The 14213-nt window shown below is 50.9% G+C and carries 12 protein-coding genes; 8 read left to right on the forward strand and 4 right to left on the reverse strand.

Annotated elements, in window-relative coordinates; translation table 11 throughout:
* On the reverse strand, nt 1-767 hold a 767-nt coding region (locus ACWA6V_RS07105), incomplete at its 3' end, for a CHASE sensor domain-containing protein (protein WP_449521825.1).
* A gap of 1 nt (nt 768) precedes the next feature.
* Nucleotides 769-1497, reverse strand: coding sequence for a YfiR family protein (locus ACWA6V_RS07110; protein WP_449521826.1), 729 nt, complete (start codon nt 1495-1497; stop codon nt 769-771).
* Nucleotides 1498-1568: 71 nt separating this feature from the next.
* Here ACWA6V_RS07110 and ACWA6V_RS07115 point away from each other — a divergent pair, with 71 nt between their 5' ends.
* Nucleotides 1569-2423: a 6-carboxytetrahydropterin synthase gene (locus tag ACWA6V_RS07115; RefSeq protein WP_449521827.1), complete on the forward strand. Its 855-nt coding sequence runs from the start codon at nt 1569-1571 to the stop codon at nt 2421-2423.
* Nucleotides 2424-2496: 73 nt separating this feature from the next.
* Here the strand turns inward: ACWA6V_RS07115 and ACWA6V_RS07120 are convergent, their stop codons facing one another.
* A complete protein-coding gene (locus ACWA6V_RS07120; RefSeq protein ID WP_449521828.1) occupies nt 2497-2868 on the reverse strand; it encodes a DUF6164 family protein in 372 nt (123 codons plus the stop codon).
* A gap of 159 nt (nt 2869-3027) precedes the next feature.
* Between ACWA6V_RS07120 and ACWA6V_RS07125 the strand changes: the two genes are divergently transcribed.
* The 4 genes from ACWA6V_RS07125 to ACWA6V_RS07140 are packed head-to-tail and all read left to right on the forward strand — an operon-like array spanning nt 3028 to nt 6542.
* Nucleotides 3028-4194, forward strand: coding sequence for an MlaE family ABC transporter permease (locus ACWA6V_RS07125; RefSeq protein ID WP_449521829.1), 1167 nt, complete (start codon nt 3028-3030; stop codon nt 4192-4194).
* Nucleotides 4195-4196: 2 nt separating this feature from the next.
* Nucleotides 4197-4967, forward strand: coding sequence for an ABC transporter ATP-binding protein (locus ACWA6V_RS07130; protein ID WP_449521830.1), 771 nt, complete (start codon nt 4197-4199; stop codon nt 4965-4967).
* A complete protein-coding gene (locus tag ACWA6V_RS07135) occupies nt 4964-5968 on the forward strand; it encodes an MlaD family protein (RefSeq protein ID WP_449521831.1) in 1005 nt (334 codons plus the stop codon). Before ACWA6V_RS07130 ends, ACWA6V_RS07135 begins: the two co-directional genes overlap by 4 nt.
* A 4-nt stretch (nt 5969-5972) precedes the next feature.
* Entirely contained in the window at nt 5973-6542 is a 570-nt protein-coding gene (locus ACWA6V_RS07140; protein WP_449521832.1) for a PqiC family protein, read from the forward strand.
* Nucleotides 6543-6573: 31 nt separating this feature from the next.
* Here ACWA6V_RS07140 and ACWA6V_RS07145 read toward each other — a convergent pair whose 3' ends face one another.
* Nucleotides 6574-8538 (reverse strand): AsmA family protein, encoded by a 1965-nt coding sequence (locus ACWA6V_RS07145; protein WP_449521833.1) that lies wholly within the window; start codon nt 8536-8538, stop codon nt 6574-6576.
* A 176-nt stretch (nt 8539-8714) separates the two neighbouring features.
* On the opposite strand from ACWA6V_RS07145, the gene ACWA6V_RS07150 reads away from it, so the two are divergent.
* From ACWA6V_RS07150 to glgP, 3 genes are all read left to right on the forward strand, one after another.
* Entirely contained in the window at nt 8715-9713 is a 999-nt protein-coding gene (locus ACWA6V_RS07150; RefSeq protein ID WP_449521834.1) for a 2-hydroxyacid dehydrogenase, read from the forward strand.
* Between the two features lie 32 nt (nt 9714-9745).
* On the forward strand, nt 9746-12532 hold the full coding sequence (locus tag ACWA6V_RS07155; protein ID WP_449521835.1) for a cation-translocating P-type ATPase: 2787 nt from the start codon (nt 9746-9748) through the stop codon (nt 12530-12532).
* Nucleotides 12519-14213: alpha-glucan family phosphorylase (gene glgP / locus ACWA6V_RS07160; RefSeq protein ID WP_449521836.1), on the forward strand; the 1695-nt coding region annotated here is incomplete at its 3' end. The genes ACWA6V_RS07155 and glgP, both read left to right, overlap by 14 nt.

Here is a 14213-nt window from a genome sequence, read left to right on the forward strand (position 1 = left end):
AACTCACTTTTGGCTTTGCTCGCGGCCTCAGCTTGTTCCCGCGCCGTTTGCAGCTCGATAGTGCGCGCCAGTACACGCTGCTCCAATAACTCCTGATTGAGGCGCAATTCGCTATCTTGTGCCTCGATACGGTCGAGCATGGCATTAAAGCGGCGGGTAAGCAGGCCGACTTCATCCTCCACCGCAGGTTCGGGTGCACGCTCCTGATATTGGCCTTCGCGGCCAATTTTTTGCGCCAGTTCGCTGAGGTTGCCCAAGGGGCGAAGGACTGACGAGATCAACGCCCAAGTAAGCAATCCACACACTAACAAGGCGACTACCGCAATCGCCAACACCCAAATGATCTGGCCATAAAATTGGGTGCGCAGAGGTTCAAGGGTTACATCCAACTCCAATTGCCCGAGATGCTCGCCCTCCCAAAACACCTTGGCAGTAATCTGCTCGTCTTTGGAGAGGGGTTTATCCTGCGGCACCTGGTATTGCGCCAGCAACTGATGATCTTTCAAATGCAGACGCGCCGCTAACACTTTGGGCTCTACACGCAAGGCAGCAAGAGTTTGCTGGGCCGCATCGGTATCGATAAACATACTCGGCGCCGCCAGATTGAGCGCTGTCGCTTCCGCCAGGATCTGCAATTGGTTGTTCACCTGGTTACAAATGTAGTTGTACTGCTGCCAAGTACTCGCCAACGCCGCTCCCAATACCGCAATGCTAGTCAGCAGCATCGCCAGTAAGCTGATTTTGCGTGCAAGAGAGACGTTGCGCATCTTAGCTGCCTCCCTCTTTACGCTTCTTCGCCAGTTTGAGCAGTTGGCTACTGACTTTAACGCCTGCGTGTTGGATCGCCTGTTCGTTCATTACAAACTCAATACGATTATCAGCCGTGCGCTGCAGCGAAATACCGACGCGGGCATCATTGGGGTCTGCTTCGTCGACAATTAACAACACGCCGGAAGGAAAAGACTGAGGCAATTGGAGATCGGCCCCGGTGTTCGGGACGTAGAGTAATTGGCAATTAGTGAGTTGTTGAGCGACGAGATCAAGCGAGTCGATATAAACAACCTTGATACGGCGCTGCTGATAGGGTTTGTTGTCCAACTGCGCCAATGACTGACGGGTTACATCCTGTGCGCCCAGTGCACAAAGGGAAAATTGTGAGCCTTGTAATGCTGGCCACTCGATAAACTTGAGGAAGTTATAGACGAACGCAACACGCAGACCCGCCTCTGATGCCTGAGCAGATGCTACCAAACAATGCACACTGAGGATTAAGCCTAACCCCCAGCGCAACATTAATTTGCTAGCCAGCTTCACTTGCACCACAACCAAAAATACCTCCTCTGACGCACGCACCAAGCGTGTTATCAGCCAAACCAAACCCTTGCGGCCATGGCTAGCAAGACAAAAATTTTTATAAAAGGAATAACCCTGAGAAGAAATCAGTGACTTGAGAATAGCCCAGAGTTCGGCGCTTGGCGAAAATGTGCAGAAAATCACGCGGGAAAGAACTTCTGTTAAGGTAAGTGGTATTATGCCCACCCTTCCGAACCTACCCGAATGGCGTTTTTATGTTGTTGTTTGTCGATAACCTCACCAATGTCGATTTCAGTTTCCTTGACCCGCAGCGCGGTTTACTGGGTGAAACCTGGCTGGCCAATGTGCGCCTATTCGGCGAATTGGATGAACAGGGCATGGTGTGCGATTTCGGCACAGTGAAAAAAGTCCTGCGCCATTGGCTGGATACCGAGCTGGACCACCGCCTCGCGGTGCCTGTGCACTCACCCAATATCCGGATTGAAGAAGACGGTGATTTTTTGCAAATCCACTGGCAATTCGGCAACGATGGCGAATTTCTCAGCACCCGCTCACCGCGCGATGCAATCGCCCTGGTGGATGCGGAAATCCTCACCCAAGAGACTGTCGCCGCCTGGTGCATCACCCAACTCAAACAGCAATTTCCCATGACGGTGGCGCGTCTGGAATTGGATTTCACTCTGGAAGCAATGGACGGTGCTGCCTATTACCATTACAGCCACGGCTTGAAAAAACATCTGGGCAATTGCCAGCGTATCGCCCACGGCCATCGCTCACGCATCGATATCTGGGCCAATGGCAAAAAATCACCCAAGCTGGAACAGCGCTGGGCCGATGAGTGGAAGGATATTTATATAGGGACACGCGACGATTTAACCGATAAACCGCAACACGCGGGCAAGAGTTATTACCAATTCAATTACGAGGCGCAACAAGGCCCGTTTGAAATTATCCTGCCTGCGCGCTGCTGTTATCTAATTGATACCGACAGCACCGTGGAATTTATTGCACACCATATCGCGCAAAAAACCCGTCAGGAAAATCCCGAAGCATCTATTCGGGTGAAAGCCTATGAAGGGATAAACAAAGGCGCGATAGCTGAAGCATAAGGCTTTATCGGCTTGCAAGCTGCAGCCACGCGCTGCGCAATCGCCAGCAAGCATTGCGCAGCAACATTACACATCAAGCATTGCGCACTAACATTACAAAAGGTAAGAGCGTCAGACCTGCCACAAAAATAATCGCCAGCGCCGCTGCAATAAACCGGAGGGGCTGCGTACAAAAATGTTGCCACACGCTTGGCACCTGTCCCGCCTCCACCAACTGCGCATAATTCTGCTGTTGGCGAACAGCGCGCTCCGCTTGATACTCTCGAATCAACTCCCGCGCGCGTTCGTCTTGCGTGCTGTCGGCTAACCAAATCGCATCCAACCCCACGCGGAAAAAACCCGCATCGGTTTCGTAATAATGAATCTGGTGTTCGTCCAATAATGTGCGAATTTCCTGAGCTTCATCGTCAGGCACTTGCGCAAGTTTGAATAATAATCTGACCATAATGTCCGGTTAATCTTGTTATTGAGGGCGCTAAGTGCGCAGGATAACAGTTCTCCCCTAGTGATTTGTATTAACTTGCCAGCTCAGGCGTTTCATTTTCCGCGCCAGAGCGACTATGATCGACTTCAACACCCAATTTGAAAGATAAGGACGACCGCTTTGCTCTTTCGTATTGAACAGTCTGATATCGGGAATCAAACCCCGGCCGATACTCTGGCAAGCACCTCAGCGACAGCAGCAGGGGTTTCATCAAAAGTACAACTGCTTCTGTGTGGCAATTGGCAACTTGGCCATACGCCGGACAGTGAAACCCTGATTGCCGCAATTCCAGCTGACTGCAACAGCATCGCCCTGGCCACCAATGAACTACAACACTGGGATTCAAGCCTTGCCGTCACACTGCTACAACTCGCACGCTGGTGTGAACAAAAGCAGATTGCATTGGATACCAGCGCCACACCCGAAACCTTACAACAACTACTTAACTTGGCCACCGCCATTCCTCCATACCAGCCAGTTACTAACACCAATGAAATTAGCCTGCTCGCGCGTTTGCAAAAAACGATTTTTGGCCAAGGCGAGGGTTTAGCACGTACGCTCATTTTTATTGGAGACATCAGCCTTGCATTTACCCATTGGTTGCGTGGCAACGCAAAAACCCGCTCCCAGGATATTTTCTTTTTTATCGAGCAGGTCGGACCGCGGGCGCTGGCAATCGTCACATTGATTGCACTGCTTGTGGGTATGATTCTCGCTTACTTGGGCTCAGTACAACTACGCCAATTAGGTGCACAAGTATATGTGGCCGATTTGGTTGCCATTGGAATGGTGCGGGAAATGGGCGCGCTGATGACCGCCGTGATAATGGCTGGACGCACCGGCGCCGCTTACGCCGCGCAGCTGGGAACTATGCAAGTGAATGAAGAGATTGATGCGCTGAAAACTATGGGAATTTCCGCCATGGAATTTTTAGTGCTGCCGCGTTTGCTAGCATTGGTTTTTATTATGCCCTTGCTGTGTATTTATGCTGATGTGGTCGGCATGTTGGGCGGTGCCTTGGTTGCCACCAGTATGGATGTCAATTTTAGCCAATACATTTTGCAAACCCAGGGAGCGGTTGACTTGATGGATATCCTGGCAGGCCTGATAAAAAGTGTATTTTTTGGAGTATTAATCGCTATAGCTGGTTGTCAGGCCGGCATTGAATGCGGTCGCAATTCCGATGCGGTGGGTATGGCAGCAACTAATGCCGTGGTGCGCGCCATTGTTTATCTGGTCGTCGCTGATGCTGCGTTTAATATTCTTTATGACAAGCTGGGTATTTAACGATGAATACCACTCCATTTATCAGCGTACGCGATCTCAGCATTGGCTATGGCAGCCGGGTGGTGCAGCAAAACTTAAATTTTGATATTGGCAAAAACGACATATTTTTTATTATCGGCGGCAGTGGTTGTGGCAAAACCACATTACTCAAACACATGATTGGTTTAATTGCGCCTAGTAAAGGCCAGGTACTGTATGAAGGTGTTAATTACTATCACGCGAATGAAGACACACAATTAAAATTGCTACAGAGCTGGGGCATTACTTATCAATCCGGCGCTTTATTTTCCAGTATGACGCTTGCCGAAAATGTCGCCCTGCCTCTGCAGCTATATACCGATTTATCGGAAAAACAGATCGCCGAAACTGTCTCATACAAATTGTCTTTGGTAGGACTGGCAGGTTACGAAACTTTTTACCCGTCCGAAATTAGCGGCGGCATGCACAAACGCGCAGGGCTTGCACGCGCAATTGCACTCGACCCGCAATTATTATTTTTTGACGAACCATCAGCAGGATTAGACCCTATCAGCTCATTGCGCCTTGACCAGTTAATCGTACAGATATGTAAAGCATTGGGGTCAACAGTGATTATCGTTTCTCACGAGCTACCCAGTATTTTATCCATTGGAACCCACTGCGTGATTCTGGATGCACAGGCCAAAACCATGCTGGACTCAGGTGACCCGAAAGAATTACTCCATCACAGTCAGCACGAAAAAGTGCGCCAATTTTTAAGCCGTGCAGGAACAGCGGCAGCGGAGAGTCAATGAAGAAGAATAAATCACTCAGCATAGGTGCTTTTATCGTCGGTGCAATATTGCTGGTTTTTCTAGCACTCCTGTTCTTTTCCGGCGGAGACTTGTTTTCGCAAAAGGAACGCGTAGTCATGTACTTCGAAGGCTCGGTGCAAGGCCTGCAAGTAGGTGCACCAATTAAACTAAAAGGCGTGATCCTGGGCGAAATAACCGACATTCAAATTAATTTTGACAGCAATGCGCAAGATAATGGCAACAAAAATAATTCCGCAAAAAACATTGTGACCGCTGTGACCGGTGATCTAGCGTTAAAGCGTATCAGCCGCAAGGGAACTGAAGTGTCGATTGAATTCTTTGAAGAAGCCATAAAAAATGGGCTGCGTGCACAACTGAACTTCCAAAGTTTTTTAACGGGGCTACTCTACGTAGAATTGGATTTTTTCCCGGACACACCCGCTACACTTTATGGCTTCAAAAAAAATCACCTGGAGTTACCTACTGTTGCGACGGGTTTTGAAGAACTCACCAAAAACCTTCAAGAGATTAACTTGAAAGGTTTGGTTAATAATTTGGACAAACTGACCTTGCACCTTAACAAAATTGTAGCAAGCGGCATGATTGAACAAACACTGGGTAGCGTCAAATCAGCAGCCGACAGCTTCACGCTCACGTCCAACACAATGCGGCAGGACGTGAGTCTGCTCAGCAAGAATCTTAGCCACACCAGCAGCCAACTGGATCAATTATTGGCATCCCTTAACCAACAAACACCGATAGTTGCCCATGAACTGCGAGCGAGCATGGTGCAACTACAAAAAAGTTTGGTGGAATTGGATAAAGCCACTAATAGCGTACACCAAAGTTTCTCTGAAGATGCACCACTGATAAACCAACTCAACGAAACACTCGACGAGGTAAGCCGTTCTGCACAGGCTTTCCGCACACTTAGTGAAACCATCGATCAACAACCTGAAGCATTTTTACGCGGTAAAAAGTTAACGGATAAGGATGAATAAGACTATGCGCGTTTTTATTATTTTATGTTTAGTCGGCAGTTTAATAACTGGCTGCCAGCAGTCGCCACGAAAACAATATTATTTGCTCAGCGCAACCCCCACAGCGAATCACGGCATAGAAATAACCCGAACACTGGGATTGGGACCAATCGACGTTGCCGATTATTTACGGAATTCCCAAATAACGATTAATCGCAATGCCAATCATTTACTGACCACTGACAACGCCTACTGGGGCGAACCGTTACAAAAGGGAATTATGCGGGTGTTGACGGTAAATTTAATGAATCACCAACCAGACACCATCATCGAAGCATTTCCCTGGCGTAGTGATTCCGCGCCTAAATTCAGCTTGCGCCTCAGCATTTACGATTTACAAATAATCAATGGTGAAGCACTTATTAACGCCAGCTGGAAATTAATCAATAACGAAACCAAAGCCGTACTGACACAGCAACATTTTGTGCGCAACAAACCCAGCGGAGATAGCCCTGCGCAAATAGCTGCTATTTATAGTGAATTATTGGCCGAAATAGCAGCAGAAATGAATAAAGCCATTGCAATACAAAACTAACCATTGTGGATTTCGTAGATTGGGGTGGCCATTATTTACGAGCATCCCTTATCAATGCACGACAGTTTGCATCAGGCGCATCACCATCTTCCACAAACGCAAGCAGTGCTGCGAAAGGGGTTAGTAGCGCACCCAACACAATGGCGGTGACACCTCGATTGGCTGTTTTTTCCTTGTCGATTCCAATTGATGGGGATCTAAGATCTCCGGTGATTGTAATCGGAATGCGTAACGAAAGCAGACTGTTATCTTTAGGTTTTGCATCCAAACGTGCATCAATCATTTCATCTTTTAAATCGATATCCACATTGCCAACCAACAGTGAATCCTTCGTATCCAGAGCCACCACATTAGAACTGAGCAATCCATCTTTAACGTTAAAATTCATTACGCCACAATTAATACGCGTGGATTTATCTTTTCCCAGAAACAGTGGCAGCGCCTGCCCAATGTCGAGATCAGCCGCTTCGATCAACAGTAAACTGATTTCTCCGCCAGACATGATTAACGCTAAATCACCGTTGCTGGTTGCGAGCACATCGGCGAGCGATTTACCCTCACCAGCGAGAGACAACTTCCCGCCGAACAAGCCGTTAGTGTTGGATTCAAAACGTGTGCCTTTAAAAAATTGTGTGAGATTTAGCTGACGCAATTTTAAATTCATTTTCATGGGTGGCAATGCAGGGTTAGCGTCAATTTCAATTGTGCCCTCCACCCTGCCGTCGGCAAGCACAAGATTGAGCGGATCTAGTTTTAAAACCCCGGCGCGCAAATCGAAGTGCACATCTATTCCTTTAAAGGGTAAATTCGGTGCCTCCACTTTTCCAGCTTTTAAATGTATGTTCAGATCGGTAGCCAGTAAACGCTCACGGCTCAACGGAACGTCAGGAATTAATTTTGTGGACTTGCGCGAATCACTATTGGGCGAGAGGCCAATAAATCCACCGAGATCTGCAGCATCCAGCACACTGGACGTTAAATCTGCAGTTAAAAAACCACGCTCGCCACCAATAGCGTATGCCAGAGTACCCGCCAAATCACTGCTTCCCACCTGCCCTTTAAAATCGCGATAAGCCCACACAGTGCCGGATTTGGTGAGCTGACCTTCCAAGGTGTAATTCGGTGTGGGCGGCAAAGGGATGGCAGTGAGGTAAAAAATATCGGCGAGATTGGCCCCTTCTATTTTTAATATCGCATCTACACTCTCCATTTTTATCGGGTCATGGAATCGCCCGTCAATTGATACCTTGGTATCACCCATTTCAAGTTGTATGCGCAAAGGAAAAGGCACTGAAGAATCACGTAACTCGCCTAACGATCCACCAAACGCAATAATATTGAAATCTTGCCCCTGTAATTTTCCCGTTCCACTCACGGCATAACTTTTTTCAAAACCCGGACCAGTGGAAAAGGTGGTTTTGTCATTTGCCGTAACAGAATCCAATTTCAAATCAAGATCCAAGCCCTTAAAGTCATCTTTAAAAACGATGTGACCGCGACTGATTTTCAGTTGATCAATAACCGGGAAGTCATAGCGACTATCCGGAACCATTTCATCGGCATGCGTTTTAGCGAACGCAGGAAAATTCCAATTGGTGACATCAACTGATTTTCGCTCCAAAAAAACTTCAGGTGCAATGATATTTACTGCGCTGACATCAATATAACCGCGCAACAAATTGAGCGGTTTAAACCGGAGATTAACACGTTCGATCCGTGCCATATCCGGCGCGCTAAAATCGGTGGCATTTCGTAAACGCAGCTTTTCAACATAAATGTGGGTGTATGCCCAATGCCATTCGTCCTTGATTTTGCCATCTACTGATACTTCACGTTCCAAGAATTGGCTTCCTTTGACTTCGATCAACGTACGCAACAAAGATTCGGAAAAAAATATGATGCACAGCAGGCTCACTAAAATCAGCATGACACCTGCGGCAAAGACTCCAACCAATACCGGGATGAGGGGGCGTTTACGGAGATGAGCCAGATGCATAAAAAATCCAAAGAAGGGTTCAGTTTAATCATCGCTGCAAATGTATTCCAAACTCTGTGCGCGGCCGCACTTACCTTAAAATTGGCCTTCTCGCGCCATCCGCCAACCTTTGCAGACAAGGCGCCATAACTGGGGCTATGATGTGATCGTGAATCGCTACTGAAAGGAAACCCACCATGAAAGTCGCCATATTCAGTACCAAACCCTACGATCGCGAATTTTTAACGAACGCCAACAGCGCACTCACCCAACCCCATGAATTAGTGTTTCATGAAACCCAGCTCAATCCACAATCCGCATTGCTTGCGCAAGGCTGCACTGCCGTGTGTTGTTTTGTGAACGACCACCTGGATGCAACCGCCTTGCAACAATTGGCCAATCTGGGAGTTAAATTAATTGCCCTGCGCTGCGCCGGTTTTAATCAGGTAGATTTGGTGGCCGCAAAAGACCTCGGCATAGTTGTTGCGCGCGTCGCCGAATATTCTCCCCATGCCGTTGCGGAACATGCGTTGGGCTTGATCCTTATGCTCAACAGGAATTTGCATCGTGCCTATCACCGCGTGCGTGAAAATGATTATTCATTAAATGGGTTGCTCGGTTTTGATATGGTAAATAAAACCGTCGCCGTGATTGGTACGGGGAAAATCGGCCAGGTATTTGCAAAAATTGTGCAGGGTCTAGGTTGCAGAGTAATAGCCTATGACCCGCAACCCGCACCGATCCTCGCCGCTAATGGAGTGAATTACGCAGCACTCAGCGATATATGGCCTACGGCCGATATTATTTCCCTGCACTGTCCGCTCAACAGCAGCACCCATCATTTGATTAACGCCGAGAGCATCGCCCAGATGAAAAATGGCGCCATGCTAATTAATACCGGGCGCGGTGGATTAATTGATACGCGCGCGGTGATTGACGGGTTAAAAAGTAAAAAAATTGGCTACCTGGGTTTGGATGTCTACGAAGAGGAAGGTGATTTATTTTTTGAAGACAATTCCAACCTCCTGCTGCAAGACGATGTATTTGCACGCTTGCTGACCTTCCCCAATGTGGTGATCACCGGCCACCAGGCATTTTTTACGCGCGAGGCATTAACTGCCATCGCCGCTATTACGCTCGCAAATATCACGCACTTTGAGCGTGAAGAATTATCACAGATGTGCATCGTGAATTAATTGACTGGTCAATGGCACAAAGGAATAGTTCGATGGATAGCAAGACTGATTCAACCGCCGAAGATTCGCCCTCACTAAAAGATCCCCCATTAGTAGATGACGCCCACGCCCAAACACCAGAACAATTATTTAGCGCGCTTAATTGCAGCGCCGTTGGCCTCACCGAGGCTGAGGCCATTGCAAGGCGTATGCGCTGGGGCGACAACCAATTGCCGGTTACGCCGCCAACTCCCGCCTGGCGCCGCTGGTTGCGGCAATTCCACAACCTGTTTATTTACGTGTTGTTAGTTAGCTCGGCGATTAGCCTGCTGCTACAGCATTGGATCGATGCGGGAGTGATATTCGCCGTCATGCTGATCAACGCCGTCATAGGTTATGTGCAAGAAGGCAAAGCCGAAGCGGCGCTGCGCGCAATTATGTCGCTGAGCAAAAGCCTATGTATGGTGGTGCGCAGCAATGCGGGCGTGATGAGCGCCGGCATCACTATTGACAGCAGCCATCTGGTGCCGGGCGACCTGGTGATGTTGCAGGCGGGTGATCGCGTACCTGCTGATTTACGCTTGATTGAAGTCAGGGAGCTGCGCTGCGATGAAGCCCTGCTGACCGGTGAATCCCAATCCACCTCCAAAACAACAACAACGCTCCCAGCCGACACCCTATTGGCAGTGCGCCACAACATGGCCTACATGGGCACGCTAGTGACGCAAGGCACTGCGCGCGGGTTGGTGGTTAACACTGGCAGCCGTACGCAAATCGGCGCCATCAATAAACTCGTGCAGAAAGTCGAAGTCACTGAAACACCCTTGCAGCGCCAGCTAGGCAAACTCGCACAGCAGCTGACATTCGTGATTTTGGTGGTAACGGCAGCAACTATGGCCTTTGGTATTTTGATGCGCGACTACACGCTCGCGCAGATGTTCCAGGCGGCGATTGGTATCGCCGTCGCCGCTATTCCTGAAGGACTACCCGCAATAGTGACTATTGCCTTGGCATTGGGTGTGGGGCGCATGGCAACGGAACATGCGCTGGTGCGCCGCCTGCCCGCAGTGGAAGTGCTGGGTTCGGTGGATGTGATCTGCACCGATAAAACCGGCACCCTTACCGCCAATGCCATGACTGCGCGCCAGTTGATTACCGCCAATAACCATTATCTGATCAGTGGCGAAGGCTATGAACCGCGCGGGGATTTCCGCCGCAAGGGTGAACACCACGCCAGCTCAATTCACACTGATGATCAGCAGTTGGCCAGCGCCTGCCGCATCGCACTGTTATGCAACGACGCCAACCTCACACATGACAACAATCGTTGGCAGCTGCATGGCGACCCAACCGAAGGCGCGCTCTACGTGTTGGCGCTCAAATTTGGAATGTCCGCTGAGCGGGCACAACTGGGGCCGAGGCTGGATGCACTTCCGTTTGAATCGGAAAAGCGGTACATGGCGGTATCACACAGCACTGAAAATGGTGTCCAAACCATGGCCGTAAAAGGGGCGCCCGACCGGCTGCTGGAACTTTGCCAATGGCAGTTAGGTATCACCGGAAATGAGCCGCTAGATAAAACTTACTGGCTGCAACAACTCAATAATCTGGCAGCGCAAGGCATGCGGGTAATGGCGCTGGCCTACAAACATCTTCCCGACGACCATCAATCGCTAACACATCAGGATATGGATGAAGGCCTGGTGATGGTGGCGCTCGCCGGTTTGAGCGACCCGCCCCGCCCCGAGGCAATTGCCGCGATTGATGTCTGCCACAGCGCGGGCATCCGGGTGATGATGATTACCGGCGACAATCCGATCACTGCAGCGGCCATCGGTAAGGAGCTCGGGCTCAACGCCAAACGGGTGATGACCGGCGCCGAACTGGACTTACTGGGCCCCGTCGATTTCAGCCAGATCGCCGAAACCGTGGATATTTTTGCGCGCACCAGCCCCGCCAACAAATTGCAGTTAGTTGAAGCCTTACAAACACGCCACCACACAGTCGCCATGACCGGTGACGGGGTTAACGATGCCCCTGCCCTGCGCACTGCTGATATCGGCATCGCCATGGGCATGAAAGGGACAGACGCCGCGCGCGAGGCAAGTGCATTTGTGCTAACCGATGACAACTTCGCCACTATTGAGCAGGCCGTCGCTGAAGGGCGCACTATCTACGACAATATCGTCAAATCCATCGCGTTTATCCTGCCGACCGACCTGGCCGAGGCGAGCATTATTATCCTCGCTATAGTGTTTGGCTGGATGCTGCCCATCACCCCGGCGCAAATTCTCTGGGTCAATACCATCACCGCTGTCACCCTCGCGTTGGCGCTGGTCTTTGAACGCAGCGAGGCTAACATCATGGCGCGCCCGCCGCGTAACCGCCGCCAGGGCTTACTTACCACTGCGCTGCTATACCGGATTTTGCTGGTCGGCGGGCTGGGCGCCGCCACCGTATTTGCGCTGTTTCGCTGGAAGCTGGAACAAGGAGCGAGTATTGAACAGGCGCGCGCTATGGCGGTGAATGCGCTGGTGCTGTTTGAATGTTTTTATCTGCTGACCGCGCGCACGTTTTACGATTCGATCTGGCACACTCGGTATTGGCAAGGCATAAGCCCCAGCCTCCTGGCGATTATTGTGGTAGTTATCTTCCAACTGCTGTTCACCTATCTTCCTCTGAGCCACACCATTTTTGCCGTCGCCGCGCTCAGCCTTACGGACTGGCTGATCATTGCACTTGCCACCAGCCCGATCTTGCTGGTGGTCGAGCTGGAAAAAGTTATCGCCCGACGTTACAACAAAATCACCAAGGGAGTATCAGCCCATGCCCGGTTTTGAACGCCTGCTGCCCGAGCCGCTGCTGATACTGGAGGAGCTTGCTGCTGACTTGCATTGGAACTGGAACCACGCCAGCGACCAACTATGGCGCAGCCTGAATACCGAGGTCTGGGAGCAGACCCGCAACCCGGTAAGTGTGCTGCAACTCACCAGCGGTGCCACACTCGAACAGCTCGCCGGTGACCCCGTATTTCTTACGCAACTACAGCAAGTTGTCGATGCACGGCGATATTATCTGCTCGACCCGGGTTGGTACTCGCGCACCTATCTCAACCAACCCGATAAACCCAACAACGGGGTGCGCGGTATCGCCTACTTCAGTATGGAGTTTGGCATTTGCGATGCCCTGCCGCTCTATGCTGGCGGGCTGGGTATTCTCGCTGGCGACTATCTCAAAACCGCGAGCGATTTGGGGCTGCCGCTGGTGGGGATTGGACTCTTGTATCAAGAGGGTTATTTTCGCCAAAGCATGAACCGCGATGGCTGGCAGGAAGAAACGTATCTCTATAACGACCCTGGCAGTTTGCCTATCCGCCCCTTGCGCGACAATGATGGCCGCTGGCTGGATATCGAAACCGGATTCTTATGTCGCCGGGTGCGCTTTCGCATTTGGGTGGCACAGGTCGGCAAAGTAAAACTCTATCTGCTCGACAGCAACCATCCCTGCAATCAACCGCACGACCGCGGCATTACCAGCAAACTCTACGGTGGCGGTACCGAGTTGCGGCTGGTGCAGGAAATCGCGCTGGGTATAGGCGGCTGGCGACTAATTGAGACCCTTGGCCTGGATATCGACATCTGCCACCTGAATGAAGGTCATGCGGCTTTTGCCACACTGGAGCGCATCCGCAGTTTCGGCGTTAAGCACAACACAAGTTTTTGGGAATCGCTCTGGGCCACGCGCGCAGGGAATCTCTTTACCACTCACACACCGGTCGCCGCCGGATTTGACCGCTACCCCGCCGAGCTATTGCGCCGCTACGCGGGAGAATCGGCACTGGCAATGGGTGTCACCCTGGATGATATTTTGGTGCTCGGGCGCGCCGATCCCAAAGATTCCAACGAGCCCTTCAACATGGCCTTTCTCGCCATGCGCACCTGCGCGCACAGCAACGGTGTGAGCGAGCTGCACGGACGCGTGAGCCAGCGTATCTTCCAACCGCTTTTCCCGCGCTGGCCGGAGCGCGAGGTGCCAGTCAGCCATGTCACCAACGGCGTGCATGTGTCCACCTGGGATTCGCCCGAGGCCGATGCCATCTGGACGCAGATCTACGGCAAAGACCGTTGGCGCAGTGACCTGCAAAATCTGACGCCGGATCTGCTCAGCCGGGCGAGTGACCAGCAGCTCTGGCAGATGGCCGCCGCCGGTCGCGCGCGTTTGGTGGATTACGCTCGCCAGCGTTTTGTGCGTCAATGGCGCCATGAAGTCACCACCTTGAGCTGTGCGATTCCCGAGCAAATGCCGCTCGACCCAAGCATTCTCACGCTCGGTTTTGCACGCCGCTTTGCCGAGTATAAACGCCCCGATTTGCTGCTACATGATCCGGATCGCCTCGCGCGCATCCTGTGTAATCCCAAATACCCGGTACAGTTAATTGTCGCCGGTAAAGCGCACCCCGCCGACACTATCGGCAAAACCAAACTGCAGGGTTGGCAGAAGTTTTTGCTACGGCCAGAGGTC

It is taken from the genome of Cellvibrio sp. (genome assembly GCF_053579595.1).

Excerpts from the sequence above, each read along its gene's own strand:
- ACWA6V_RS07115 (WP_449521827.1), top strand. The coding sequence starts at position 1,569 with ATGTTGTTGTTTGTCGATAACCTCACCAATGTCGATTTCAGTTTCCTT.
- ACWA6V_RS07120 (WP_449521828.1), bottom strand. The coding sequence starts at position 2,868 with ATGGTCAGATTATTATTCAAACTTGCGCAAGTGCCTGACGATGAAGCT.
- ACWA6V_RS07130 (WP_449521830.1), top strand. The coding sequence starts at position 4,197 with ATGAATACCACTCCATTTATCAGCGTACGCGATCTCAGCATTGGCTAT.
- ACWA6V_RS07135 (WP_449521831.1), top strand. The coding sequence starts at position 4,964 with ATGAAGAAGAATAAATCACTCAGCATAGGTGCTTTTATCGTCGGTGCA.
- ACWA6V_RS07140 (WP_449521832.1), top strand. The coding sequence starts at position 5,973 with ATGCGCGTTTTTATTATTTTATGTTTAGTCGGCAGTTTAATAACTGGC.
- ACWA6V_RS07145 (WP_449521833.1), bottom strand. The coding sequence starts at position 8,538 with ATGCATCTGGCTCATCTCCGTAAACGCCCCCTCATCCCGGTATTGGTT.
- ACWA6V_RS07150 (WP_449521834.1), top strand. The coding sequence starts at position 8,715 with ATGAAAGTCGCCATATTCAGTACCAAACCCTACGATCGCGAATTTTTA.
- ACWA6V_RS07155 (WP_449521835.1), top strand. The coding sequence starts at position 9,746 with ATGGATAGCAAGACTGATTCAACCGCCGAAGATTCGCCCTCACTAAAA.